This is a genomic window from Croceicoccus sp. YJ47, assembly GCF_016745095.1.
Classification (GTDB): domain Bacteria; phylum Pseudomonadota; class Alphaproteobacteria; order Sphingomonadales; family Sphingomonadaceae; genus Croceicoccus.
The window spans coordinates 2,177,362-2,202,121 of the sequence record NZ_CP067087.1 but is presented as its reverse complement, the minus strand read 5'-3'; the positions used below and the strand labels follow the sequence as shown (position 1 = coordinate 2,202,121).

The window sequence follows — 24,760 nt, the reverse complement described above, 5'->3', positions numbered from 1 at the left end:
CCCCCGATCATGCGGGTCAGAACACGGTAAAGAGCACGAGCGCCAGGATCGTGCCAAGCACCGGCACGACCACCGTGGTCGCCCCCACGGCGGCATAGGCGCTGGCATGGGTTTCGCCGCAAACCGCCCGGATCGTCGTCACGACATAGCCATTGTGCGGCAGGCTATCGAGCGCGCCCGACGCGATCGCCACGGTGCGGTGCAACTCCGCCGGGTCCGCCCCCGCATGGAGGTAGTGCGGCGCGATCAAGGGCAGGGCAATCGTCTGCCCGCCGGACGCGCTCCCCGTGAGGCCAGCGATCACCGTCACCGCGACGGCCGCACCGATGAGCGGGCTTCCCGGAATATCCTGCACCGCGGCGAGTGCGTCGGCAAAGGCGGGAGACAGCTTCGCAACCGACCCGAAGCCGACGACGGCACAGGTGTTGGTGATCGCCACGACCGCGCCGGTCGCCCCGCGGGAGAACACGGCGGGAAACTGCCCCCGCTGCGCCCATCCCACCATGCAGGCGAGCGCCACCCCGGTCAGAAGCGCGGCGACCAGCGCCCATTTGCCCAGATCCTGCGTCAACAAAAACACGCCGAGCACGCCGACAAGCGGCAGCATCGCCAGCAACGGCGACGGCAGGCGCGTGTCCACGGCAAAATCGGCATCGGTCGCGCGGGTGACGAAACGCTCGCCCCCCGCGACGGCATGGCGCACCATCCGCGCGATCCACGCATAGCCGAGCACCGCCATGAACGCGGCGACGACGATGCTGACCTGCCACCCGGCATAGGCATTGGTGCCGAGGAACGGCATGGGAATGAGATTCTGAATCTCCGGCGATCCGGCGCTCGTCATCGTGAACGTCACCGACCCGAACGCCAGCGCGCCGGGTATGAAACGGCGCGGCAGGTCCGCCTCCCGAAAGAGTTCGACGGCGAGGCCGTAGACCGCGAAGGCCACGATGAACACGCTCACCCCGCCATAGGTCAGCACGGCGCAGGCCAGCACCGTCGCCGCCAGCGCATAGCGGCTGCCGAGGCGGCGCGTGATCGCCCGCGCGACCGATGTCGCCGCCCCGGACGCGGCCATCACCTCGCCGAATATCGCGCCCAGCAGGAACATGAAGAACCAGTCGGCGAGGAAGCTTGCAAATCCGGCCATGTAGCTGCTGGCGAAATCGGGCGCCGCCTCACCGCCCGGCAGCAAACCGGCGAGCGGCGGCAACAGCGGTAGTCCCGCCGTCACCGCCACGACAAAGGCGGCGACCGGCCCCGCGATCAGAATGTCGATGCCCCGCACCGTCATCCAGATCAGCAGCGCCAGCCCGCCGATCAGCCCGATCCAGCTCAGCATGTGTTCAAAGCCCCCTCACCTCTTGTGCTTTGCCACCTTGTCGCCAATCGGGCCGTTCGCGTCGAGGGGGTTTCGCGAGCGATGGGCATGTCACGCCCAATTCGCCGGCAGATGTCCGGCTGGATGGCCAGTGTAACCGCACTGACAATCGCTCTTATCCGGACATAAGCGTCGAAGGGGTGGCCGGCTCCATAAGGGTCCGGTCACTCCGTCATCAGGTTTGGTAGAGCGTAAGCTGCGCAAGGCCATTTTGCCCGCTCACCCATATCGACGCCTAGATATCGAGTGCGTCGAGATCGGCGGCGTCATGCCGCTCCGCGATGCCGCCGACGCGGTCGCTCACATCCTTGACGAGCCGGCCGCGGCGCACCGCCTTGCGTTCCCCGATCATCCTGGCCCAGCGTCGGACATGCTCGTATTCCTCGACCTGAAGGAACGTGCCCGCGTCATACGCCTTCCCCATGACGAGCGCGCCATACCATGGCCAGGTCGCGATATCGGCAATCGAATATTCGTCGCCCGTCAGATATTCGCGGGTGGCGAGATTGCGGTTCAACACGTCGAGCTGCCGCTTCGCCTCCATCGCGAAACGGTCGATGGCATATTCGATCTTCACCGGCGCATAGGCATAAAAATGGCCGAATCCGCCGCCCAGATACGGCGCGCTGCCCATTTGCCAGAACAGCCAGGACAATGTCTCGGCCCGCGATTTCGTCTCGCTGGGCAGGAGCATCCCGAATTTCTCGGCCAGATGCATCAGGATCGCGCCCGATTCGAAAATACGGATCGGTTCGGCGCCGCTGCGGTCGACGAGCGCGGGAATCTTCGAATTGGGGTTGATGGCGACGAAACCGCTCGAAAACTGGTCGCCTTCCATGATGCGGATCGGCCATGCGTCATATTCGGCCTGCATCCCGGCGGCGAGCAGTTCCTCGAACATGATCGTCACCTTCTGCCCGTTGGGGGTGCCTTGGGAATAAAGCTGAAACGGGTGGTCGCCCGTGGGCAGTTCGCGTTCGGTCCGCGCGCCCGCCGTCGGGCGATTGACCGCGCCGAACGTGCCGCCGTTTTCCTTGTCCCATGTCCACACTTCGGGCGGTGTATACTGGTCGGTCATGGTGTCTTTATGCTCCTGTCGCTATGCAGTTCGGGAAACGATCCGTCCCCGCGCCGGTTGGCCCATCATGCGCCCATACCCGGCCTTGCAGCTTGAGCGAGATTGCACCATTTCCGTTCCCGAATTTCCGCATAACGACACCGCCGCCCTGCGCGCCGCCGCCACCGGGGGCGCGCTCTGCACCATTGTCGCGATCGACGGCAGCTTTTCCCGCCGCCTCGGTGCGCAGCTTTGCGTGAGGCCGGATGGCAGCGTCGTCGGCAGCATGGCGGACGGTTGCCTTGAGGCCGCGCTCATCGATGCCGCAGCGCGGGGCGGGCCTGCGCGCATCCTGCATTTCGGCGGGGCGGGCGATGCGATGGATCTGCGCCTGCCGTGCGGATCGCGGATTGCCATCTGCGTCGATCCGGCCCCCGACCGCGCGATGCTGTCCCGCGCCGTCGCCCGGCTCGACGAAAGGCGGGCGGCGCGGATTGCCCTGCCGTGCGGTGCGGGCGATCGCGACTATATCCCCGAATTGCGGATCGTGGCGGTCGGCACCGGGCCGGAGCTTTCCGCGTTCGAGCGGCAGGCAGCGACCTTCGGCGCGGCGATGGTCGCGCTCCGCCCGCATGGGGAGGTCGGCTCGGGCCTCTCGCTCGGCCAGGCGCCGCAGGTTCCGCTCGATCCCTGGACGGCGGTCGTGGTGCTGTTCCACGATCATGAATGGGAGCGCGCGATTCTGCCATGGGCGCTGCGCGGGTCGGCGTTCTATATCGGGGCGCAGGGCGGCCGCGCCGCGCGGGAGGAACGCGCGCTTTTTCTTGAAACTTGCGGGCTGGAACCGGGCGCGATGGATCGGATGCACGGGCCGGTGGGCCTTATCGCACAGGCGCGCGACCCGGCGGTGCTGGCGCTATCGGTGCTTGCCGAGATCGTCGCCGAATACGAACGAATCGAAAAACGCGCAGGTCCGGCGTGATTGGGGCCGGGCACGTCGTCGCCGTGACGCTCGCCGCGGGATTGTCCCGGCGGTTCGGCGGGGACAAGCTGTCGGCGCCGATCATGGGGACCCGCGTGCTGGACGCGAGCATGGCCCCGCTTGACGGCTTTACCTTTGCCGGGCGTGCCGTCGTGCTGAACCCCGCGCGGTTGGAGAGGTGGGACCGGGCCGATGTGGCGGTCATCCGCAACCCTGCGCCGGAGCGCGGGATGGGTCATTCGCTTGCCCTCGCCGCGCAATATGCCGCCGAAATGAAGGCACGGTTCCTGCTCGTCACGCTGGGCGACATGCCGCGCATATCGCACGAAACGATTGCCGCGCTGCTCCGCGCGGGGCCCGATCGCGGCGATGCGCTGGTCGCCGCGCGGCCGGGGGACATGCCCCCGGCCCGCCGGCGATTTTCGGGCACGACTGGTTCGCGCGACTCGCCGGGGCGGAGGGCGATACGGGCGCGCGCAACCTGCTGCGCGATCCCGCACACGCGATCGTCACCCTGCCGCTATCGCCTGCGGAGGCGCTCGATATCGATACCCCCGCGGATCTCGCCGCCGCCGACCCCGGACGGTCGCAAGGTTAAGCCATTTCGGCGATGATCTTGTCCAGCGTGGCGGGATAATCGCGCACGCGCACGCCCGTTGCATTGAAGATCGCATTGGTGATCGCCGCCGCCGCGCCGCAAATGCCCAGCTCGCCAATGCCCTTCGCCTGGATGGGGCTCGATTCGCCGTCACGTTCGTCGATGAAGATCACCTCCTGCTGCGGCACGTCGAGGTTCACCGGAACGTGATATTCGGCCAGATCCCGATTGGTCAGATGCCCGTCGCGAAGGTCGAACATCAGATCTTCGTGCAGCGCGATCCCCATGCCCCAGGTCATGCCGCCGATGCATTGCGACCGTGCGGTCTTTTCATTGAGGATGCGCCCGCAACCGAACACGCCGAGCATCCGGCGCACGCGGGTTTCGCCGGTGACGGCATTGACCGCAACCTCCGCGAAATGCGCGCCATAGGTGGCACTCTGCACCGTTTCGGCCAGCTTCCCGCTTTCGATACGCCCCTCGACGCAGATGTCGCTGTCGAGCAGTTCGGCGAGCGGTGTCGAACGATTGCCGCAGATCGCCTGCCCGTCCTTCAGCGTGAGTTCGTCAGGCTTGCAATTCAGCCGTTCGGCGATCCTTTCGCGGATTTCCTCGCACGCGACGAAGACGGAGGAACCGGACGATGCCGCGCCCCACGACCCGCCCGAACCGGCCGCGGGCGGAAGGTCCGTATCGCCGAGGATCGTCGTGACCCGCTCGCTCGGCAGGCCCAGCATCTCCGCCGCGATCTGCGTCAGGATGGAATAGGTGCCGGTGCCGATGTCGGTCATGTCGGTTTCGACCATCGCGGTCCCGTCGGCCTTCAGCGTGACGCGCGCCTCTGATGCCTGCAACATGTTGACGCGGGCCGCGGTCGCCATGCCCATGCCGACGAACCATTCGCCCTCGCGCCGGGTCGCGGGTTTTGCGGGCCGCTTGTCCCAACCGAACGCCTCGGCCCCGGTGCGCAGCGCCTCTTCCATCTTGCGCGAGGTATAGGGGATGTCCTTTTCCGGGTGCATGTCCGGGATGTTGCGGATGCGCAGCTCGACCGGGTCGATGCCCGCCTCGTGGGCAAGCTCGTCCATCGCGTTTTCAAGCACCTGCATCCCGATCGCCTCCCCCGGCGCGCGGACGGAGCCGGCGCAGATGCGATTGACGCGGTGGAGGTAGAGATCGAGCTTGCGATTGTCGCCTCCATACAGGAAATGCGTCGCCTGAAGCACCGGCTCGGCAAAGCTTTCCTCCGGGAGGTTCGACACCCACGCCTCGTGGCCGAGGCCGGACAGCTTGCCATCCTTGTCGGCGGCGAGACGCACGCGCTGCTTCGATTCCGAGCGGCGCATGACGTTTTCGAACACCTGCTGCCGCGTCAATGCGACGCAAACCGGACGGTTCAGCGCCTTTGCCGCGATGGCGGCGGCGACCGCCTCCGGCGCGATGCCCAGCTTCGATCCGAACCCGCCACCCACATAGGGGGACAGGATGCGCACCTTGGCCGGGTCGATGCCGAGCGCGTCGGCAATCTCGTTCCGGTTGTATTTCAGCATCTGGTAACTGCCGCGCAGGATCAGGTTCCCGTCCTGCCATTCCGCGACGGAGCAATGCGGCTCCATCGCCGCGCTGTTGTGGCCGGGCGTGGTATAGGTCACGTCGATGCTGTGTGCGGCATCCGCCATCGCGGCGGAAAGGTCGCCCTGATCGACTGCCTCGTCCGGCTGTGCTTCGGGCGGGGAGGATGCGGGGTCGAAAACGCCGTCGTCATCCGCGTCGAGCCGGAGCTGAATCCGGGTCGCGCCATCGCGGGCCGCCTCGAACGTCTCTGCGACGACGAGTGCGACCGCCTGCCCGAAATAGTCGATGTCGGTGCCCTGTACCGGCGCCTCGTTCGCGCCGCCCTGTGCCGGATTGCGCAGGAAACGCTCATCCGAATACACGCCCAGAATGCCGTCGATGTCCGCCACCGACGTTTCGTTCACGTGGGCGAGCCGCCCCGACGGTACGGTCGCACGTACCAGCACGCCGAACGCCGTGCCGGGCAGGTTGTATTCATGGGCATAGGTCGCGGTGCCGCTGACCTTCAACTTGCCTTCGGGCCGGTCCATCGGCGTGCCGATGACGCCCTGCGCCGCCTCGTCGAGGATATTGCGGCGGTCGGGCCGGTCCATCGTTCTGGTCTCGGTCATGCCGGTTCTCCTGCGGCGTTAAGCCCTGTCGCATCGGCGAGCGTCGCGATCATCATGCGACGGGCGAGCGGTATCTTGAAATCATTGCCGCCAAAGCCCTTCGCCTCGGCGAGCAGCGTGTCGGCGGCTTTTTCGAAAAGCTGCTTCGACGGTTCCTCACCGACGAGCAGCTGCTCCACGCGCGGATCGTGCCAGGGCCGGGTGCCGAGCGAGCCGAACGCGAGATCGGCACGGGCGATCTTGCCGTCCGCGACCTCGATCACGGAGGCGAGCGAAACCAGCGCGAAGGCGTAGGACGCCCGGTCGCGCGCCTTGCGATAGCCGTGCTTTCCGCCAACCGGTTTCGGCAGGAGGACCGCAGTAATGAGCTCGCCCTCGTCGAGTTCGTTGTCGCGTTCGGGCGTGTCGCCCGGCAGGCGATGAAACTGCCGCACGGGCAGGAGGCGCGTGCCCCCGTCGGCGGCCTGTATCTCCACCGTCGCGTCCAACGCATACATCGCCACCGCCATGTCGCCGGGATAGGTCGCGATGCAATGCTCGCTCGTGCCCAGAACGGCCATGTTGCGGTTCTGCCCGCCACGCGCGCCGCAACCGCTGCCCGGTGCGCGCTTGTTGCACGGCATCGCGGTGTCGTAGAAATAGCTGCACCGCGTACGCTGACACAGATTGCCGCCGGTGCTGGCACGGTTGCGCAATTGCCCGCTTGCGCCTGCAAGGATCGCGCGGGCCAGCACGGGATAATCGCGCAGGATGCGCGCATCCGCCGCGCAATCGGAATTGCGGACCAGCGCGCCGATCCGCAGACCGCCCTCGTCCGTCTCGTCAATCGTGTCGAGCCCGATGCGGTTGATGTCGGCGAGATCCTGCGGCGTCTCGATCTGCAGCTTCATGAGGTCGAGCAGATTGGTGCCCCCCGCGATGAAGCGCGATCCGCCCGCGCCGGCCTGCCGCGCATCGGTGACGGTGTCGCAGCGCTGGTATTCGAACGGCCTCATGCCGATGCTCCCTGTTTTTCGTGCGCGATTTCGCGGATGGCATCGACGATGTTGGAATAGGCGGAGCAGCGACAGATGTTGCCGCTCATCCGCTCCGAAATCTCCTCGTCCGACAATTGGGAGAGGTCGATGACGCCATCCATCTCCTCGCTTACGAAGCTGGGCCAGCCGGCCTCCGCTTCGTCCAGCATGGCGCGCGCGGAGCAGATCTGCCCCGGCGTGCAATAGCCGCATTGATAGCCGTCGTGCCGCACGAACGCCTGTTGCAGGGAATCGAGATCGTCGGCCATGCCGATCCCCTCGATCGTGGTGACGGCATCGCCGTCGTGCATGCAGGCCAGCGTCAGGCAGCTGTTCACGCGCCGCCCGTTCACGATCACGGTGCACGCGCCGCACTGCCCGTGGTCGCACCCTTTCTTCGCGCCCGGAAGCCCGAGGTGATTGCGCAGCGCGTCGAGCAGCGTCACGCGCGGATCGGCGTCGAGCTCGCGATCCTGTTCGTTGATGATAAGCTTGGTTTTCACGTTCGATGGCTCCCGGTTCTTGGCCGTTAAGCGCATGAGCGGTGATAGTGTTCCGTATTGGTTAATATGGCAGGCGCCCTGTGCAGGATATGCGGCGCATGGCGGCAAGGGGTGTCTTGGCGCTGTCATCGGGAGCGGCTAAGGCTGCGGCGCAGAACGGATTTTCAAAGGTTATCACGATGGGTTCGGTCAATCGGCGCGGTTTCCTGCGCAACACCTCCGGCGCGTTCGGCGCGTTGCTCGCCACCGGATGCATGGCGGGGCGGACGGGGTTGAACCCGGCGCCCGCGGCACAGCTTTACGGTCCGCTCGTCCCCGATCCCGCCGGGTTGATGGACCTGCCGGAGGGGTTTTCCTACCGCGTCATTTCGCGCCTCGGCGATGCGATGGACGACGGCGCCCGCGTGCCCGACCGCGCCGATGGCATGGGCAGCTTCCTCCTCGCCGACGGGCGCATCGCACTCGTCCGCAATCACGAGCTTCAGCCGCAGCACGATGCCGCGGGCGATTTTGCCAGCCGTTACGACCATATCGGCGGCGCCGCGCTCGCGGGCGGGACGACGACGCTGGTGCTCGACCCCGAAACGCTCGCGGTGGAGCGGCAATATCGCTCGCTCGCCGGGACGATCCGCAATTGCGCGGGCGGCACCACGCCCTGGGGCAGCTGGCTGACGTGCGAGGAGAACACGTCGCGCGCCGGCGAAGGGTCGGGCGGCCGGGTGCTGTCGCGCGATCACGGCTATGTGTTCGAAGTGCCCGCCGCGCATGAAGGGCTGGTCGATCCGGTCCCGCTGACCGCGATGGGCCGCTTCAATCACGAGGCGGCGATCGTCGATCCGGCGACGGGCATGGTTTACCTGACCGAGGACCGCGACGATTCGCTGCTCTATCGCTTTACCCCCGCCACGCCGGGGCGGCTCGCCGATGGCGGGCGGTTGCAGGCGATGGCGCTGATCTCCGGGCCGCAGGACAGCCGCAACTGGGCCGAAACCCTGATGCCGCCGGGCAGCGAATGGCGCATCCGGTGGATCGATCTCGACAATGTGGAGGCGCCCGCGGACGATCTGCGCACGCGCGGCGCGGCGCGCGGCGCGACGATTTTCGCGCGCGGCGAAGGGATCCACATGGGCGATGGGGAGATGTTCTTCTGCTGCACCTCCGGCGGGGCGAAGCAGCTGGGGCAGATCTTCCGCCTCGACCCGCGCAGTGACCGGTTGCAGCTGTTCTTCGAATCGAGTGATATCGAACAGTTCAACTATGGCGACAATCTCACCGTGGCGCCGAACGGCCATCTCATCGTGTGTGAGGATGCCTATACCGAAATGGTCGACAACCATCTGCGCGGGATCACGCCGGACGGGCGACCCTATGCGCTGGGGCGGCTGCGGATTCAGACCGAGCCGGCGGGCGCCTGTTTTTCGCCCGATGGCCGCACCCTGTTCGTCAATGCGTACAGCCCTGCAATGACCCTGGCGATACAGGGGCCGTGGGTCGCCTGAGCCCGCCAGCCTGACCCCGCCCCACTGATCCTGCCGGCCTGATCCCACCGGAAATCGTGCGAACCCGTTTGCGGGGCTTGCGAAGATTGGCGCAGAGCCGTAATGATACAACATTACATTTCCACGTTTCATCGCTTCGTAGAGGGATTTACGATTCTCATGCCTATTTCGCGCACCCCGCGCTTCCTTGCTGCTGCCTCGCTCCTCGCCCTGTCCACGCCGGTTCTGGCGCAGGAAACGGCGCAAATGCCGCCCCCCGCCCCGTCTGCGAACACGACCGCCGATGATTACGACATGGAGATCATCGTGTCGGTCGACGGGCTGCGCACGCTCGACGTGCTGTCGGCGCAATCGGTGGTGGAGGATGCCGAACTCCTGCGGAACATGAGCGGGCAGATCGGCGACGTGCTCGCGCGGCAACCCGGCGTTTCCGCCACATCCTTTGCACCGGGCGCGTCGCGTCCCGTGTTGCGCGGCTTTACCGGGTCGCGGGTCGCGGTGCTGACCGATGGGCTGGGCGCGCTCGATTTGTCGGCGAATTCCGCCGACCACGGCGTGGCGATCGACCCGCTCACCGCCGAGCGGATCGAGGTCCTGCGCGGTCCCGCCGTGCTGCTCTACGGCAGCCAGGCGATCGGCGGCGCGGTCAATGTGGTCGACCGCCGCATCCCCCGCCGCATGCCGACCGGCGGCTTCGATCTTCAGGCGACCGGGACGCTCGGCTCCAATGCGGACGAACGGCGCGGCGGCGCGGCGGCGGATCTGGCCCTGTCGGAGCGCATCGTGCTCCATGTCGATGGCAGCTACGGCGAGACCGACGATTTCGAGGCCGGCGGCTACGTGCTCGCCCCCCGGCTCCGCGCGGAGCAGTCCGCGATCGCCGCCGAGGAGCGCGCAGAAGGCCATCTGGACGAGGCGGAGGAAGCGCTCGAACTCGCCAATCGCCGGGGCCGCGTGCCCGATAGCGCGAGCCGGCAATATACGCTGGGCGGCGGTCTGTCCGTCATCACCGACACAGGCTCGCTCGGCTTCTCGGTCGGATTGTTCGACAGCCGCTATGGCGTGCCCGAACGCCCCGGCGCGGAACACGCCCATGGCGAGGAGGAGGACGGCCACGACGAGGCGCATGACGAAGATCACGGCGCCGAGCACGGCCATGGCGAGGGCGGCGTGAGCATCGATCTGCGCCAATGGCGCGGCGACGTCCGGGCCGAGGTCGACACCGGCGGCGGCATGCTCGACCGTATCCGTGTCCGCGCCGGCTATGCCGATTACGAACATACCGAATTCGAAGGCGCCGAAGTCGGCACGCGCTTTTTCAGCCAGGCGTTCGAAGGGCGGCTCGACCTCGTGCAGGCACAGCGCGGACGGTGGAGCGGCGTGACCGGCGCGCAGGGCTACACCCGCGATTTCGACGCGATCGGCGCCGAAGCCTTCGTCCCCCCCAGCCGCAGCGAACAGTTCGGCATTTTCACGCTCCAGGAATTCGATTTCGCCCCGTGGGAGCTGGACCTCGCAGGCCGCTACGAACGCAGCAGCGTATCCTCGAACGCGGTGGTGACCGCGCTGGAAAGCGACGCGACGATGGCGGTGGACCGCAATTTCGACGCGGTGTCGGGCGCGGCGACGATTTCGCGCCGGCTGTCGCCCGGCCTGCGCGCCGGGATCACAGGGTCGCGCGCCGAACGTGCGCCCAGCTCCGAAGAGCTGTTTTCCAATGGCGCGCATATCGCGACGCAATCCTACGAACTCGGCAATCCCGATTTCGGGACGGAGAGCGCCTGGGGAATCGAAGGGTGGATCGATGGCGATCTCGGCCCGGCCCATGTCCATTTCGCCGCCTATGGCCAATGGTTCGACGATTTCATCTATGCGAGCGACACCGGGCGGGAAATCGACGGCCTGCCCCTGTTCGCCTATACGCAGGGGGACGCGCGGTGGCTCGGCCTCGAAGGGCAGATCGCGGCGCCCTTCGTGGTGCGCGACGGTTTCACGCTGAGCGGCGATCTCGTGTTCGATTACATCGACGCGCAACTGGCGGACGGCACGCCGCTGCCGCGCATTCCGCCGCTGCGCATCCTGCCGGGGATCGAGGCGCAGGCCGACCCGTTTTCCATGCGCGCGGAGGTCGAGCACGCCTTTGCGCAGGATGACGTCGCCGGCTTCGAAACGCCGACCGAGGATTACACGCTCGTCAACCTGTCGGCGGGATGGCAGCCGTTCGGGGAGGACAACGATACGCAATTGATCGTGTCGGCGAACAACCTGTTCGACGTGACCGCCCGCCGCCACGCCAGCCTGACCAAGGATTTCGTGCCCATGCCGGGCCGCGACATCCGTGTTGCAATTCGTTTCTCGATCTAGCTTGCACCTTGGCCCTGCCGCTCCTTCCTGCCATGCAAGGCAGGAAGGCAGACAGGCAGGACATTCATGAAAAAGCGGCTCCACCCACGCAGTATCATCCAGACCCTGCGCGAATTCATGCAGATCGAGGCGGCGGGCGGCATTCTCCTCATGGGGCCGGCCGCCGCCGCCATGCTGGTCGCCAATACCGCGCTGGGTGATGGATATTTCGCGGTCAAGGCGACCTATCTCGGTCCGTTGACCGTGGATTACTGGATCAATGACGGGTTGATGGCGCTGTTCTTCCTGCTCGTCGGACTGGAGATCAAGCGCGAATTCATCGAAGGGCAGCTGTCTACAGGCGCAAGCCGCATCCTGCCCGCGCTGGCCGCGGGCGCCGGGGTCGCGGTGCCGGCGATCATCTACATGCTGGTGGCGGGCGGCGATCCTGCTCTGGCGCGCGGCTGGGCCATTCCGGCGGCGACCGACATCGCCTTTGCACTCGGCATTCTCGCGCTACTGGGGTCGCGGGCGCCCACCTCGCTCAAGGTGTTGTTGACCGCGATCGCGGTGATCGACGATCTCGTCGCGGTGATGATCATCGCGCTGTTCTATACAGCCGACCTGTCGCTGCCGTGGCTGGGGGCGGGTCTGGCCGGGCTGGCGCTGCTCATCGCGTGCAACCGGATGGGGGTTCGCAATCTTTGGGTCTATGCCATCGTCGGACTGGGCGTTTGGGCGGCGGTGCTGTTGTCGGGCATTCACGCCACGCTCGCCGGGGTGGCGGTCGCGCTGACCGTGCCGCTCGCGGGGCCGGGCAATGCGGAGGGGCACGCCCCGCTGCACCGGCTCGAACACGGGCTTCACCCTTGGGTGGCGTTCGGGATCATCCCGCTGTTCGGCTTTTTCAACGCGGGCGTGGCGCTGGGCGGGATGTCGGCGGGCGCGGTGCTGATGCCGCTGCCGCTGGGCATCGCGCTGGGCCTCGTCGTGGGCAAGCAGATCGGCATTTTCGGCGCGATCTTCGCCGCGGTGCGCTCGGGGCTGGCGCCTTTGCCCGAAAATGCGGGGTGGCTGCATGTCTACGGGCTGTCGCTCCTGTGCGGGATCGGCTTTACCATGAGCCTGTTCATCGGCGGCCTCGCCTTTGCCGATCCGGCGGATCAGAACATGGTTCGGCTCGGCGTGCTGGGCGGGTCGGTGATCGCGGCGATCGGCGGCTGGCTCGTGCTGCGGCTTGCCAAGCCGGTGGGTCCGCCCGCCGCCTTGCCCGGATAGAGGCGCGCGGCGCGGCGCTCCCCACACGGCGGCTTTGCGCGGGGCGGTTTTGACCCTAGACACGCAGGCATGGACCATTCCGCCGCGCCGCTTTCCGCCTTCGACCTCGCCGCCATCGTCACGGTGGCCGCCGCCGTTCTGGGCTGGGTGAATTATCACGTCCTGCGGCTGCCCAATGTGATCGGGCTGACCGTGATGGGGGCGGCGGTGTCGGTGCTGCTGCTGATCTCCAACGCGATTGCGCCCGGCCTCGCCATGGACGACTGGGTCGCGGACATGCTCGTCCGGATGAATTTTTCCGACACGCTGCTCGAAGGGATGCTGAGCTTCCTGCTCTTTGCCGGCGCGCTTCACGTCGATCTCGGCGCGTTGCGGCGCGAATGGTTGCCGGTGCTGCTGCTCTCGACCATTGGCGTGGTGCTTTCGACCGTGCTGGTCGGGCTTGCGCTTTATGGGTTCGTCATGCTGCTCGGCATCGGGTTGCCGATGATCTGGTGCTTCGTGTTCGGCGCGTTGATCGCACCGACCGATCCCGTGTCCGTGCTCGGCATCATGAAGCAGATGAAGGTGCCGCCCTTGTTGCAGGCGACCGTCACGGGCGAGAGCCTGTTCAACGATGGCGTCGGCATCGTCGTCTTCACCATCCTGCTCGGCGCTGCGGTGTCGGGCGCGGATTTCTCGGTCGCGGAGGGTGCGCGTTTGTTCGCGATCGAGGCAGGCGGCGGCATTCTCGTCGGGCTGCTTGCCGGGACGGCGGCGTTTTACGCGATGCGGTCGATGGACGATTACCCGATCGAGGTGCTCATCAGCCTGGCGGTGGTCATGGGCGGCTATGCGCTGTGCACCCGTCTCCATATCTCCGGCCCGCTGGCGATGGCGGTCGCGGGGCTGCTCATCGGCAATCAGGGGACGCTCCACGCGATGAGCGACACGACGCGCGATTATCTCATCAAGTTCTGGGAGGTGATCGACGAATTGCTCAATTCCGCGCTGTTCCTGCTCATCGGGCTGGAGGTGATCGCCATCGTGCCGGCCTGGAATCAGCTCTGGGTCGGGTTGGCGGCGATCCCCATCGCCCTGCTCGCCCGTGCCGTTGCGGTGCGCGCGTCCTTGCTGGCGGTGCGGCTGCGGCGCGGCACGAATCAGCCTGCGGCCCGGCGCGTGCTCATCTGGGGCGGGTTGCGCGGGGGCATTTCCATCGCGCTCGTGCTGACCCTCCTAGCCGGACCGATCCGGGACCTGCTACTCGCCGCGACATTCGCCGCCGTGCTGTTTTCGGTGCTGGTGCAGCGCGCGACGCTCGGCCCGCTCATCGACAAGGCGAAGGACGAGATGAACGCGATGCAGGCCGCCACGCCGCATGACGACGGGCGATAGGCGCGCTTCGTTGCGCGAACGCCGCATTTGCCATAAGGGGCAGGCCTTCGCCCCGGCAGGGTGCGCCGCCGCCGAATCGGTGGGCCTGCATGCCGAAACCGACGATTGACCAAGGAACTGCAATGTCGCGACGCCGTCAGATTTACGAAGGCAAGGCCAAGATCCTGTATGAAGGCCCGGAGCCGGGCACCATCATTCAGTATTTCAAGGACGATGCCACCGCCTTCAACGCGCAGAAACGCGGCACCATCAACGGCAAGGGCGTCATCAACAACCGCATCAGCGAGTTCGTGTTTACCCGCCTGACGCATATCGGCATTCCCACGCATTTCATCCGCCGGCTGAACATGCGCGAACAGCTCGTGCGGCAGTGCGAGATCATCCCGATCGAGGTCGTCGTGCGCAATGTGGCCGCCGGCTCGATCTCGAAACGGCTGGGGCTTGAGGAAGGCGAACCGCTCCCGCACACGCTGCTCGAATATTATTACAAGGACGATGCGCTGGGCGATCCGCTGATCGCGGAGGAGCACATCGCCTGTTTCGGCTGGGCCTCGAACGAGGAGATGCAGGACATCTCCAGCATGGCGATCCGGGTGAACGATTTCCTCGTCGGCATGTTCGCCGCGGTCGGCATCCGCCTCGTCGATTTCAAGCTGGAGTTCGGGCGGCTCTGGGACGGGGATTATGCGCGCGTCATCCTCGCCGATGAAATCAGCCCGGACGGGTGCCGTCTCTGGGACATGACCACCGGCGAAAAGCTCGACAAGGACCGGTTCCGCCGCGACATGGGCGGCGAGGAAGACGCCTATCAGGAAGTCGCACGGCGGCTCGGCGTGTTGCAGGAAGACGGGCCGAGCGAGGTCGCCGACCTTTCGCATCACCGCAAGCTGCGCGGCAAGAAATAAGCCGCACTTGCCCTTGCCCGCCGGTCGCATTACCGGCGGGCGGGATCACCATGCCGATACGCGAAAGGCCCGCCATGAAGGTAAATGTCCACGTCAGCCTGAAACCGGGCGTGCTCGACCCGCAGGGCCGCGCCATCCACCACGCGCTCGAAGGGCTGGGCTTTGCCGGCGTCAATGACGTGCGCGCCGGGCGCTTGATCGCGCTCGACGTCGCGGATGACACCAGCGATGCGCAACTGGACGAGATGTGCCGCAAGCTGCTCGCCAACATGGTCATCGAGAATTACACGATAGAGAAGGCGTAATGGGCTTTTCCGCAGGCGTCATCACCTTTCCCGGCTCCAATTGCGACCGGGACATGGCGGTGGCCATCGAAACGATCACGGGCCGCGCACCGGCGCGCATCTGGCACGGCGATGCGACCTTGCCGGACGGGCTGGATTTCATCGCGGTGCCGGGCGGGTTCTCCTATGGCGACTACCTGCGTTCGGGCGCCATGGCGGCGCGCAGCCCGATCATGCGCGCGGTCGCGGACGCGGCGGGGCGCGGCGTGCCGGTGCTCGGCGTGTGCAACGGGTTTCAGGTGCTGACCGAAACGGGGCTTTTGCCGGGCGCGCTGATGCGCAATGCGGGCATTTCCTTCATCTGCCGCGAGGTGCCGCTCATCGTCGAAAACGGCGATTCGCTATTTACCGCGCGCTATGGAACGGGCGCGCGCATCACCATCCCGGTCGCCCACCACGACGGTAATTATTTCGCGGACGACGACACGCTCGACCGGATCGAGGGGGATGGCCGCGTCGCGTTTCGCTATGCCGAAAACTGCAACGGTTCGGCGCGCGACATCGCCGGCGTGCTGAATGCAGGCGGCAACGTGCTGGGCATGATGCCGCATCCCGAACGCAGCGTGGACCCGGTGCATGGCGGCACCGATGGCCGCGCCCTGTTCGAAGGGGTGATGGAAGGGTTGAGCGTCGCGTAACCGCCGCGGCGCGAGGCGTCAGCGGGTGCCCGCACCGCCGCCTTGGCCGAACAACGCGCGGGCCTCGCGCGCATCCATCGGGCTTCCGAAAATAAACCCCTGAATCCGGGTGCAGCCGAGCCGGCGAATGTTTTCAAGCTCGCTGTCGTTTTCGACGCCTTCGGCCGTCGTCGTCATGTCGAGCGCATCGGCCAGTGCGACCACGGCGCGCAATATGGCCACGCTTTCCGCGCTGTTCTTGTTGGCGCCCTGCACGAAGCTGCGATCGATCTTGATGGTCGAGAACCGATGCGTGCGCAGATAGCCGAGCGAGGAGTAGCCCGTCCCGAAATCGTCGAGCGCGATGGTGCAGCCCAGCCCCTCGATCCGGCGAAACGTCGCCTGCACCGCCGCCCCGTCGCGCAGGAACACGCTCTCCGTCACCTCCAGCTCCAGCCGCGCAGGCGCAAGGCCGCTGTTGTCGAGAGCGTGAGACAAGGCTTGCGTGAAATTTTCATGGAGCAGCTGTTCGGGGGAAACATTGACCGCGAGCCGCACATGCGCCGGCCATTTCGCCGCCTCTTCGCAGGCGCGGTTGAGCACCCATTCGCCGATCGGCACGATCGCGCCGGTGCGCTCCGCAATGGGGATGAACACATCGGGCGCGATCCGCCCATGCGCCGCACTGTTCCAGCGCAGCAACGCCTCGAACCCGACGATGCGCTCGCTTTCCGTATCGACGACCGGCTGAAACTGCAGGTCGAGTTCCGCGTTGTCGACCGCCTGATGCAGGGCATGTTCCAATGCGCGGCGCTTGTCCGCTTCGGCCTGCATGCCCGGCTCGTAGGCGAGATGGACCCCGCCGCCAGCCTCCTTCGCCCGTTCGAGCGCGAGATCGGCCCGCCGCATCAGCAATTCGCCCGTCTCCGCGTTGCCCGCATAGGTCGCCGACCCTATGCGCAGGCCGATATGCACCGCGTGCCGGTCGATATCATAGGGCCGCGACACACGCTCGATAATGGCGGCGGCCATCGCCTGCACCGCGGCCGCGCTGGCGTCGCCGGTTATGACGATGCCGAATTCGTCGCCGTCCATCCGCCCGCACATGTCGCCCGCACCCATCATCGCGCGCAGGCGCTGTGCCACCTGCAGCAGCAATCCGTCGCCAATGGCATGGCCCAACGTATCATTGACCGTCTTGAACCGGTCGATGTCGATGATGAGGAACGCGCAATGGCCATGCGGCGATGCCGCGCCGGTCATCGCGCGGCGCAGGCTTTCATTGAGCATCATGCGGTTGGGCAGGCCGGTCAGCTGATCGTATCGCGCCAGCCGGGCGACCTTCTGCGCATTTTCGGTGCGTTCGGTGACGTCGGACCCGACCCCGCGGAACCCAGCAAACCTGCCGCCTTCGTCGCAGATCGGCGTGCCCGACAATTCCCACCATCGCGCCGCGCCGTCCACCTGTACCCGGACGATCGTGCCCGAAAACGCCTCCCGCCGTTTCAGGCGTTCGGCAAGATCGCGCAGCGACGCGGGCAGCGCGCCCGTCTTCCAACCCTCACCCGCAATCGCCTCGATCAGCGGGAGCCCCTCGGCCGCCTGCGCCTCGATCCCGAGCGCCTGGGCGAAGCGCGGCGATACATGGCGCATCCGCCGCGTCCCATCGACCTGCCAGAGCCATTCCGCGCGGTCATGCTCGAACTCGCGGAGCAGGAGCGACAGCGTCTCCTCCTTCTCCCGCGCGCCGGCCCGCGCCGTGTTCAGACTGGCGGAAAGCCGCGCGAGGATCACCGCCCCCGCCGCTGCAAGGCCTGCGATGCAAAGCTGCGCCGCCGCCGCGCCCGCCCCCATTCCAGCCCGCCGGCCATGAGCAGGCCGACCGCCCCGCCGATCCCGAAGATCGCGGCGAATGCCAGCGCCGCGCGCGCCGCCATCGCCAATGCCACGACATAGACGCCGAGCAGGACCTGCATCGCCGCGAACTGCGGGCCCGGCCCCGCCATCGCGGCGCCGGGGAAAAGCGCGATGGGCAGCGCGAAGGCCAGCCCGGCAAGGCCGATCGTGCCGCAATGGTGGTGACGGTCCGGCGCGGCAGGCAAAGCATGCTCCTGCTGCGCAAAGCCCCGCTCCATCCGGATCAGCGCCGCCGCCACCGCGCAGACGATCGCGAACCACGCCCCCATCGTCCATGGACCGGCCTCATCGGAAAACACGGTAAAGGCAGGGATCGTCGCCGCGAGCAGAACCGCGACCCGCGCCCCCGCCCACCGGCCAAGCGCGCGATAATCGGGTTCCGCCAGAACGCCGCCTGGCCCGGCACGCCCGAATGCAAGCCGCAGCGGGCGGGCAAGCGCATGGCTCACGCGGTCGTTCGCACCCCGGCCTTGCGCCGCGCTTTCCCGTGGCAGGAGCGAGGGTCGAACCTTTGCGCGCATCGCCGTTAGTGTGGGCAAAGAAGGTTTATAATTGGTAAACGCCGCACACGCAGCATGCTGTTCAGAACCCGCCGCCGCCGCTTGACTGTGGCGGCGCATGGGGGACACTGCACCCGTCCGGCAAAGGACTTGCTTGCGCGCCGCGCGCCGTAACAGCGTCGCTGCGCCACAATGGGGGAAAGGGCATTGCCTTGCATGTCATGAAGATTGTCGATTCCATGAAACGGGCCGGCGCGTCGCTGGCCGTGATCGCCATGGCGGGCGCCGTGTCCGCCTGTGCCACCACAGGCGGCGAAACACCGCGCAGCGCGACCGCGAATGACGCGGTTCCCTATGCCTCCACCTATCGCGCCTATCCCGGCGCGCCGACCGCACTCGTCGGGGCGACGGTGTTCGACGGCGCGGGCGGGCGGATCGAGAACGGCACGGTCCTGTTCGAAAATGGCGAGATCGTCGCGGTCGGCGATGCCGGCCTCGCCGTGCCCGCGGGCTATACCCGGATCGACGGCACCGGCAAATTCGTGACGCCGGGCATCATCGACATCCATTCGCACCTCGGCGACTATCCCTCCCCCTCGGTCGATGCACATTCCGACGGGAACGAGGCGACCGCGCCGACCACGCCCAATGTCTGGGCCGAGCATTCGGTCTGGCCGCAGGATCCCGGCTTTTCACGCGCGCTGGCCAATGGGGGCGTGACCGCGCTTCAGATTCTGCCCGGTTCGGCGAACCTGATGGGCGGGCGTTCGGTCACGCTGAAAAACGTGCCGTCGCGCACGGTGCAGGGGATGAAATTCCCCGGCGCGCCCTATGGCCTCAAAATGGCGTGCGGCGAAAATCCCAAGCGCGTCTACGGCAGCAGGGGACGCATCCCCTCGACCCGGATGGGCAATTTCGCGGTGAACCGGCAAACCTGGATCGAGGCGCAGGAATATGCCGCGGCGACCGGAAGGACCGCGATCTGGGCAAGGAAACGCTGGCCGGCGTGCTCGACGGCGACATCCTCATCCACAACCATTGCTATCGCGCCGACGAAATGGCCCTCGTCATGGATATGGCGAAGGAGTTCGGTTACAGGGTTTCGGCGTTTCACCACGCGGTCGAAAGCTACAAGATCGGCGATCTGCTGCGCGAAAACGACGTGTGCAGCGCGATCTGGGCCGATTGGTGGGGCTTCAAGATGGAGGCGTATGACGGCATCCCCGAAAACGCCGCATTGTTGCAGAACGCGGGCGCCTGCGTCGTCATCCATTCCGACGATCAGAACGGCATTCAGCGCCTGAACCAGGAAGCCGCCAAGGCGCAGGCCGACGGCCGCCGCATGGGCATCGACATTTCGGATGCCGAGGTGATCCGCTGGCTCACGCTCAACCCGGCAAAGGCGATGGGCATCGACGCCATGACCGGCAGCCTGCAAAGCGGCAAGATGGCCGATGTCGTGCTGTGGAACGGCGACCCGCTCTCCGTCTATTCCCGGCCCGAGAAGGTGTGGATCGACGGCGCGCTGATGTACGATGCGCGCGACCCCGCCCGCCGTCCGGTGAGCGATTTCGAGCTGGGACAGCCCGGCGAGGGAGATTTCAAATGAGCCGGATCAAGACCGCGCTTCTGGCGCTTGTCGCCTCCGCCGCGATGGCCGCCCCGGCGCTCGCGCAGGATTTCGCCATCACCAATGCGACGCTCGCCACCGGCGAAGTGCGCGACCCCATCCCCAATGCCAGCGTCGTCGTGCGCGGGGGCCAGGTCGTCGCCGCCGGGCCGAACGTGCCCGTCCCGGCCGATATTCGCGTGATCGACGGCACCGGCATGTGGGTGACGCCGGGCCTGTTTTCCCCGCTCACCGATCTTGGCCTGTGGGACGTGGCGGCGGTCGATGAAAGCAATGACCGCTCCGCCGGGCGCTCGCCGTTTTCCGCCGCGCTCGATTTCTCGGTCGCGATCAACCCGGCGAACCAGCATATCATGAGCAGCCGCGCCGGCGGCGTCACGCGCGCCTCGGTCATCGGCTATCCTTCGGGCTCGATCTTTGCAGGACAAGGCGCGATCATCGACCTTGGCGCCGATCGCGATGTCGTGACCCGGCCCCGCGCGTTTCAGATGGTCGCCATCGGCGAAACCGGCGGCAGGCTCGCGGGCGGAAGCCGGGTGGCGGCGCATGCCCTACTGCGCAATGCCTTGCGCGAGGCGCGCGATTTCGGCGCGCGTTCGGGCATTCGCGGCGGCGAATTGCGCCCCGGCAACGTCCGCACCGGCGACGATCTCCCGCTCGACCCCAGGCTCGCCGACGACGCGACCGATCGCGGCACCGACGTGGAGCTGAGCCGGTTCGACGCCGCCGCGCTGGTCCCGGTGGTGAACGGGTCGCAGCCGCTCTACGTGCAGGTCGACCGGGCCGCGGACATTCTGGCCGCGCTCGCGTTGAAAGAGGAATTTGCCGCGCTCGACCTCGTGCTCGTCGGCGCGGCCGAAGGGTGGATGGTCGCCGAACGCATCGCCGCCGCCGGCGTGCCGGTGATCGCGGCGGCATTGCTCGACCTGCCCGAACGGTTCGAGCAGCTCGCCTCCACGCAGAGCAATATCGGCCGCATGGTCGATGCCGGCGTGACCGTCGCGATCGGCCCGTTCATGGACATGGAGCAGCCGCGTTACGCCCCGCAATATGCGGGCAATCTGGTCGGGCTGTCCCGGCTCGACGGGGCGACGGGGCTGAGCTGGGGCGAGGCGTTTGCGGCGATTAGCTCCATCCCTGCGCAGATTTCGGGACAGGGAGGCCGCTCCGGCGTGCTCGCGCCCGGCGCGCATGGCGATGCTGTGCTGTGGGATGGCGATCCGCTCGAAATCTCCTCCGCCCCGGTGCGCGTGTTCATCGACGGGGTGGAACAACCGCTCGACAATCATCAGACGCGGCTGCGCGAACGCTATCGCGATCTCGATGAAAGCCAGCTTCCCAAGGCTTACGTCCACTAGGCTCAAGCAGCACCTGCCCCGGTCGCCATTGGTGCGGCCGGGGCCGATGCCACCGATCTGTCTTGGAACAGAACGCGCGCTGCCCGCGTTCGGGATACCATGCAGAATACAACCGCCGACACCCCCGCGCCGGACCACAATGCGCCGGACAATGCGCCATGGGACATGATCGTGCAGTCCGGCCCGGTCATGATCACCGCGATCCACGCCGGGCACACCATCCGCAAATCGCTGCAACCCTGGCTCGAACTGGGCGAGGTCGACCGCTTGCGCGAAGAAGACCCGCTCACCGATTTCTTCCTGTCGGCGGGCGACACGCTGTTTCGTGCCAATCGTTCGCGGTTCGAGTTCGATCTCAACCGTTCCGCCGACATGGCGGTGACGACCGATCCCGACGACACCTGGGGTCTCAAGGTCTGGAACCCGGACATGCCGCAGGCGGAAAAGGACGCCTCGCTCGCCCTTCATGCCGAATTCTACGCGGCGATCCGCGCCCGGATCGAGGCGATGATCGCCGAGCACGGGCGCATCCTCATCCTCGACCTGCACAGCTATAATCACCGGCGCGACGGGCCGGATGGCGAACCGGCGAGTCCAAAAGACAATCCGGACATCGACATCGGCGCGACGACGATGAACAAGGGTGTGTATGGCGGCCTGCTCGACGGGTTTGTCCAAACGCTCCGCGCCGCGCCCCTGCGCGGGCGGGAGCCGCATGTCGCGGTCAATGTCCGGTGGGAGGATGGCGGCAATTTCCCCGAAACCATGCACGCCGAATATGGCGATGCGGCCTGCATCATGACGCTGGAGTTCAAGAAGGTGTTCATGGACGAATGGGGGCAGAGCGCCGACATTCTCGCGATGCAGGACCTGCGCGCAGGGTTCCTCGCCGCGGTGGAAAACGCCCGCCGTCACCTGTCCCAGATGCCCCCGGCACGATGATGCATAGCGAGGCGAAAGAGCGACGGGCCGCCGCATTGTGCGATGCCGCGATCGAGGTCGACAAGCAGCTCGCCGAAATGGACATGCGCATCGACTGGCTGACCCGGCTGACGCCTGTGAACATCGACGATATCGCGGTGGAGTTTCAGTCGTCCGGCTATCGCACCATGCCCGACAGCACCTATGGCGAGGGTCTTGTCGATGACGCGCCCGGTTTTCGTAAGGCGCTGTTCGACCTCCCCGTGCGCGAAATCGCGAACCCGCGCGTGCAGGCGCTCCTCCTTGAAAAGCAGCGCGAACTCGACCGGCAGATCGAGCTTGTCCGGATGCGCGATTGCGACGGCTTCATCATGGCCAGCATCGACCTGTTTGGCCATGTCGACGAACAATTGCTCGACACGGCAACGCGCATTCTCGCCGATGTGCCGGTGATCCCGCGCGATACCTCCGACGTCGATGCCGATTATGTCCGCGACGCCGCCGAGGCCGAGGTCGCGCGGTACAAGGCCGCCGACGAAAGCTTCGAATGCCGCGTCATCATCGACGAAACGCCGGGCACCTCGCTCTACACCTCGATGGGCAATTTCCACATCGCCTTCGATTATCGCACGCATCATGCCCGCGTCGCCCCGCTCATCCAACATGAGGTCGGCACCCATGTCGTGACCCGGCACAACGGGCGGATGCAACCGCTGCGCACGCTGGCGGGCGGGCTGGCCGATTATGACGAGTTGCAGGAAGGGATCGCCGTTCTTGCCGAATATCTCGCCGGCTATCTGCCCGCGGCGCGGCTGCGCCTGCTCGCCGCGCGGGTGGTCGCCGCCCATATGGCGGTGAAGGAGGAAAGCGGCCCGAACATCTACGCCTGCCTGACCGACGAACACGGCATCGGCAATGAAATGGCCTTCGACACGGCCGTGCGCGCGAAACGTGGCGGCGGGCTGACGAAGGATGCGCTTTATCTGAAAGGCCTGGCCGAATTGCTGGCCCATCTTCGCCACGGCGGCGATTTCGAGATCCTGTTCCTCGGCAAGTTCGCGTTGAAGCAATTGCCCACCCTCGAACATCTGCTGGACGAAGGGATCGTGCGCCGTCCCGCGATCCTGCCGACCTATGTGACCGATCCCCCCGCAATCGAACGACTGGCGCGGGTGCGAAACCTGTCGCTGGAATCCCTCTACCAGGAAAGACCCGAAACATGAGCGAGACCATTCGCATCGCCTTTGTCGTCAACGATCTGATGACCGAGCAGGACAATTACACCACCATCCGCCTCGCCCGCAAAGCGATCGCGCGCGGCCATCAGGTCGCCTTCGTCGGGCTGGGCAATTTCATCTACGACTGGGCCGACGGCATCTGCGCGATGGCGCATGTGAGCAAGAACGCGCAATTCGATACCGACAAGGAATATCTCGCCTATCTGCACGGCGGCGAACCCGACCGGCGGCGCATCGTGCTCAAAGACTGGGACATCCTCATGCTGCGCGGCGATCCGGCGGTCGAAATGGGCAAGCGCGACTGGGCACCATCGTCCAGCCTGCTGTTCGCGCAGCTCGCCTCGCTCAACAACACCATCGTATTGAACGACCCGAAACATCTGACCGACGCGGTCAACAAGACCTATTTTCAGAATTTTCCCGAGGAAATCCGCCCCGAAACCACCATCACCCGCGAACCGTCGGAAATCGCGCGCTTCCTCGACGCGCATGACAACAAGGGCGTGATCAAGCCGCTGCAAGGTTCGGGCGGCCAGGGCGTCTTCATCATCAACGAGGAAAATCGCCAGAACCTCAACCAGATCGTCGAGGCGGTGATCCGCGACGGCTACGCCATCGTGCAGGAATATCTCCCCGCTGCGAGCGAGGGCGACCTGCGCATGATTACGCTGAACGGGCGGCCCTTGAAGGTGGACGACACCTACGCCTGCCTCCACCGCTTCAGCCAGACGGAGGATCACCGCTCCAACATTTCGGCCGGCGGCGGGGTGGAAATGGTGACCCCGCCCGATGCCGCGCTGCGCATCGCGGAGATCGTCGGGCCCAAACTCATCGACGATGGCATGTATCTGACCGGCCTCGACATCGCCGGCGACAAGATGATGGAGATCAATGTCGACACGCCGGGCGGGCTGAACTTCATCGAGGATATGAGCGAGGTGAATTTCTCCGGCGCGATCCTCGACGATCTGGAGCGCAAGGTCCGGCTGCAGAAGCAATATGGCGGCACGCTTTCCAATCGCGAGCTTGCCGTGCTCTGACCCTCGCAAGACCCGCGTCCATGCAAAAAGGGCCCCCGCCACCGTGGCGAGGGCCCTTTTTTATAGGCGC

At 66.4% G+C, this 24,760-nt stretch carries 20 protein-coding genes and 1 pseudogene; 14 read left to right on the top strand and 7 right to left on the bottom strand.

Translation table 11 applies throughout. The annotated features are described in order from the left end of the window. Positions 1 to 16 precede the first annotated feature (16 nt). Both JD971_RS10780 and yghU read right to left on the bottom strand, forming a co-directional pair. A complete protein-coding gene (locus JD971_RS10780; RefSeq protein WP_202083307.1) occupies positions 17 to 1,342 on the bottom strand; it encodes a GntP family permease in 1,326 nt (441 codons plus the stop codon). A gap of 274 nt (positions 1,343 to 1,616) precedes the next feature. After that, positions 1,617 to 2,459 carry a glutathione-dependent disulfide-bond oxidoreductase gene (gene yghU, locus JD971_RS10775; protein ID WP_202083305.1) on the bottom strand — a complete coding sequence of 281 codons (843 nt, stop codon included), beginning with the start codon at positions 2,457 to 2,459 and terminating at the stop codon, positions 1,617 to 1,619. Positions 2,460 to 2,526: 67 nt separating this feature from the next. Here yghU and JD971_RS10770 point away from each other — a divergent pair, with 67 nt between their 5' ends. Together JD971_RS10770 and JD971_RS10765 are read left to right on the top strand one after the other, a co-directional pair. Then, the gene (locus JD971_RS10770) at positions 2,527 to 3,420 is read left to right on the top strand and encodes an XdhC family protein (RefSeq protein ID WP_202083303.1); all 894 of its coding nucleotides are present in this window, start codon (positions 2,527 to 2,529) and stop codon (positions 3,418 to 3,420) included. Beyond that, positions 3,417 to 4,034 carry an NTP transferase domain-containing protein gene (locus tag JD971_RS10765; RefSeq protein WP_202083301.1) on the top strand — a complete coding sequence of 206 codons (618 nt, stop codon included), beginning with the start codon at positions 3,417 to 3,419 and terminating at the stop codon, positions 4,032 to 4,034. Before JD971_RS10770 ends, JD971_RS10765 begins: the two co-directional genes overlap by 4 nt. Here the strand turns inward: JD971_RS10765 and JD971_RS10760 are convergent. The 3 genes from JD971_RS10760 to JD971_RS10750 are packed head-to-tail and all read right to left on the bottom strand — an operon-like array spanning position 4,015 to position 7,723. Beyond that, positions 4,015 to 6,204: a xanthine dehydrogenase family protein molybdopterin-binding subunit gene (locus tag JD971_RS10760; RefSeq protein WP_236672055.1), complete on the bottom strand. Its 2,190-nt coding sequence runs from the start codon at positions 6,202 to 6,204 to the stop codon at positions 4,015 to 4,017. The genes JD971_RS10765 and JD971_RS10760 overlap by 20 nt on opposite strands. Beyond that, the gene (locus JD971_RS10755; protein ID WP_202083300.1) at positions 6,201 to 7,199 is read right to left on the bottom strand and encodes a xanthine dehydrogenase family protein subunit M; all 999 of its coding nucleotides are present in this window, start codon (positions 7,197 to 7,199) and stop codon (positions 6,201 to 6,203) included. The genes JD971_RS10760 and JD971_RS10755 overlap by 4 nt, the downstream gene beginning before the upstream one ends. Next, a complete protein-coding gene (locus JD971_RS10750; protein WP_371809603.1) occupies positions 7,196 to 7,723 on the bottom strand; it encodes a 2Fe-2S iron-sulfur cluster-binding protein in 528 nt (175 codons plus the stop codon). The genes JD971_RS10755 and JD971_RS10750 overlap by 4 nt, the downstream gene beginning before the upstream one ends. Positions 7,724 to 7,902: 179 nt before the next feature. On the opposite strand from JD971_RS10750, the gene JD971_RS10745 reads away from it, so the two are divergent. The 7 genes from JD971_RS10745 (at position 7,903) to purQ (ending at position 16,107) form a co-directional block, all read left to right on the top strand. After that, positions 7,903 to 9,222 carry an alkaline phosphatase PhoX gene (locus JD971_RS10745; protein WP_202083296.1) on the top strand — a complete coding sequence of 440 codons (1,320 nt, stop codon included), beginning with the start codon at positions 7,903 to 7,905 and terminating at the stop codon, positions 9,220 to 9,222. Positions 9,223 to 9,381: 159 nt separating this feature from the next. Continuing rightward, entirely contained in the window at positions 9,382 to 11,586 is a 2,205-nt protein-coding gene (locus JD971_RS10740) for a TonB-dependent receptor (protein WP_202083294.1), read from the top strand. A gap of 66 nt (positions 11,587 to 11,652) precedes the next feature. Then, the gene (gene nhaA / locus JD971_RS10735; RefSeq protein WP_202083293.1) at positions 11,653 to 12,843 is read left to right on the top strand and encodes a Na+/H+ antiporter NhaA; all 1,191 of its coding nucleotides are present in this window, start codon (positions 11,653 to 11,655) and stop codon (positions 12,841 to 12,843) included. Positions 12,844 to 12,912: 69 nt separating this feature from the next. After that, a complete protein-coding gene (locus tag JD971_RS10730) occupies positions 12,913 to 14,220 on the top strand; it encodes a sodium:proton antiporter (protein ID WP_202083290.1) in 1,308 nt (435 codons plus the stop codon). Positions 14,221 to 14,342: 122 nt separating this feature from the next. Beyond that, the gene (gene purC / locus JD971_RS10725; RefSeq protein WP_202083287.1) at positions 14,343 to 15,125 is read left to right on the top strand and encodes a phosphoribosylaminoimidazolesuccinocarboxamide synthase; all 783 of its coding nucleotides are present in this window, start codon (positions 14,343 to 14,345) and stop codon (positions 15,123 to 15,125) included. Between the two features lie 74 nt (positions 15,126 to 15,199). Next, on the top strand, positions 15,200 to 15,430 hold the full coding sequence (purS, locus tag JD971_RS10720; RefSeq protein ID WP_202083285.1) for a phosphoribosylformylglycinamidine synthase subunit PurS: 231 nt from the start codon (positions 15,200 to 15,202) through the stop codon (positions 15,428 to 15,430). Further along, complete coding sequence (purQ, locus tag JD971_RS10715; RefSeq protein WP_202083283.1) at positions 15,430 to 16,107, top strand: phosphoribosylformylglycinamidine synthase subunit PurQ; 678 nt, start codon at positions 15,430 to 15,432, stop codon at positions 16,105 to 16,107. Before purS ends, purQ begins: the two co-directional genes overlap by 1 nt. An 18-nt stretch (positions 16,108 to 16,125) precedes the next feature. Here the strand turns inward: purQ and JD971_RS10710 are convergent, their stop codons facing one another. Continuing rightward, complete coding sequence (locus tag JD971_RS10710) at positions 16,126 to 17,940, bottom strand: bifunctional diguanylate cyclase/phosphodiesterase (RefSeq protein WP_202083281.1); 1,815 nt, start codon at positions 17,938 to 17,940, stop codon at positions 16,126 to 16,128. Next, positions 17,877 to 18,524 (bottom strand): hypothetical protein, encoded by a 648-nt coding sequence (locus tag JD971_RS10705; RefSeq protein ID WP_202083278.1) that lies wholly within the window; start codon positions 18,522 to 18,524, stop codon positions 17,877 to 17,879. The genes JD971_RS10710 and JD971_RS10705 overlap by 64 nt, the downstream gene beginning before the upstream one ends. Before the next feature lie 218 nt (positions 18,525 to 18,742). On the opposite strand from JD971_RS10705, the pseudogene JD971_RS10700 reads away from it, so the two are divergent. The 5 genes and pseudogenes from JD971_RS10700 to JD971_RS10680 all read left to right on the top strand — a co-directional run bounded on the left by JD971_RS10700 (position 18,743) and on the right by JD971_RS10680 (position 24,690). Further along, a pseudogene (locus JD971_RS10700) lies at positions 18,743 to 20,112 on the top strand (amidohydrolase). After that, a complete protein-coding gene (locus JD971_RS10695) occupies positions 20,109 to 21,491 on the top strand; it encodes an amidohydrolase family protein (RefSeq protein ID WP_202083276.1) in 1,383 nt (460 codons plus the stop codon). The pseudogene JD971_RS10700 and the gene JD971_RS10695 overlap by 4 nt, the downstream one beginning before the upstream one ends. Positions 21,492 to 21,590: 99 nt before the next feature. Beyond that, entirely contained in the window at positions 21,591 to 22,433 is an 843-nt protein-coding gene (locus JD971_RS10690; protein WP_202083274.1) for an N-formylglutamate amidohydrolase, read from the top strand. Next, the gene (locus JD971_RS10685; protein ID WP_202083272.1) at positions 22,430 to 23,635 is read left to right on the top strand and encodes a tyrosine/phenylalanine carboxypeptidase domain-containing protein; all 1,206 of its coding nucleotides are present in this window, start codon (positions 22,430 to 22,432) and stop codon (positions 23,633 to 23,635) included. The genes JD971_RS10690 and JD971_RS10685 overlap by 4 nt, the downstream gene beginning before the upstream one ends. Next, positions 23,632 to 24,690: a glutathione synthase gene (locus JD971_RS10680; RefSeq protein ID WP_236672054.1), complete on the top strand. Its 1,059-nt coding sequence runs from the start codon at positions 23,632 to 23,634 to the stop codon at positions 24,688 to 24,690. The genes JD971_RS10685 and JD971_RS10680 overlap by 4 nt, the downstream gene beginning before the upstream one ends. Positions 24,691 to 24,760: the final 70 nt, after the last annotated feature.

What these genes read in the sequence shown, in the direction of transcription:
- JD971_RS10780 (WP_202083307.1), bottom strand. Translation starts at nt 1,342, where the DNA reads ATGCTGAGCTGGATCGGGCTGATCGGCGGGCTGGCGCTGCTGATCTGG.
- yghU (WP_202083305.1), bottom strand. Translation starts at nt 2,459, where the DNA reads ATGACCGACCAGTATACACCGCCCGAAGTGTGGACATGGGACAAGGAA.
- JD971_RS10770 (WP_202083303.1), top strand. Translation starts at nt 2,527, where the DNA reads ATGCGCCCATACCCGGCCTTGCAGCTTGAGCGAGATTGCACCATTTCC.
- JD971_RS10760 (WP_236672055.1), bottom strand. Translation starts at nt 6,204, where the DNA reads ATGACCGAGACCAGAACGATGGACCGGCCCGACCGCCGCAATATCCTC.
- JD971_RS10755 (WP_202083300.1), bottom strand. Translation starts at nt 7,199, where the DNA reads ATGAGGCCGTTCGAATACCAGCGCTGCGACACCGTCACCGATGCGCGG.
- JD971_RS10745 (WP_202083296.1), top strand. Translation starts at nt 7,903, where the DNA reads ATGGGTTCGGTCAATCGGCGCGGTTTCCTGCGCAACACCTCCGGCGCG.
- JD971_RS10740 (WP_202083294.1), top strand. Translation starts at nt 9,382, where the DNA reads ATGCCTATTTCGCGCACCCCGCGCTTCCTTGCTGCTGCCTCGCTCCTC.
- nhaA (WP_202083293.1), top strand. Translation starts at nt 11,653, where the DNA reads ATGAAAAAGCGGCTCCACCCACGCAGTATCATCCAGACCCTGCGCGAA.
- JD971_RS10730 (WP_202083290.1), top strand. Translation starts at nt 12,913, where the DNA reads ATGGACCATTCCGCCGCGCCGCTTTCCGCCTTCGACCTCGCCGCCATC.
- purC (WP_202083287.1), top strand. Translation starts at nt 14,343, where the DNA reads ATGTCGCGACGCCGTCAGATTTACGAAGGCAAGGCCAAGATCCTGTAT.
- purS (WP_202083285.1), top strand. Translation starts at nt 15,200, where the DNA reads ATGAAGGTAAATGTCCACGTCAGCCTGAAACCGGGCGTGCTCGACCCG.
- purQ (WP_202083283.1), top strand. Translation starts at nt 15,430, where the DNA reads ATGGGCTTTTCCGCAGGCGTCATCACCTTTCCCGGCTCCAATTGCGAC.
- JD971_RS10710 (WP_202083281.1), bottom strand. Translation starts at nt 17,940, where the DNA reads ATGGGGGCGGGCGCGGCGGCGGCGCAGCTTTGCATCGCAGGCCTTGCA.
- JD971_RS10705 (WP_202083278.1), bottom strand. Translation starts at nt 18,524, where the DNA reads ATGCGCGCAAAGGTTCGACCCTCGCTCCTGCCACGGGAAAGCGCGGCG.
- JD971_RS10695 (WP_202083276.1), top strand. Translation starts at nt 20,109, where the DNA reads ATGAGCCGGATCAAGACCGCGCTTCTGGCGCTTGTCGCCTCCGCCGCG.
- JD971_RS10690 (WP_202083274.1), top strand. Translation starts at nt 21,591, where the DNA reads ATGCAGAATACAACCGCCGACACCCCCGCGCCGGACCACAATGCGCCG.
- JD971_RS10685 (WP_202083272.1), top strand. Translation starts at nt 22,430, where the DNA reads ATGATGCATAGCGAGGCGAAAGAGCGACGGGCCGCCGCATTGTGCGAT.
- JD971_RS10680 (WP_236672054.1), top strand. Translation starts at nt 23,632, where the DNA reads ATGAGCGAGACCATTCGCATCGCCTTTGTCGTCAACGATCTGATGACC.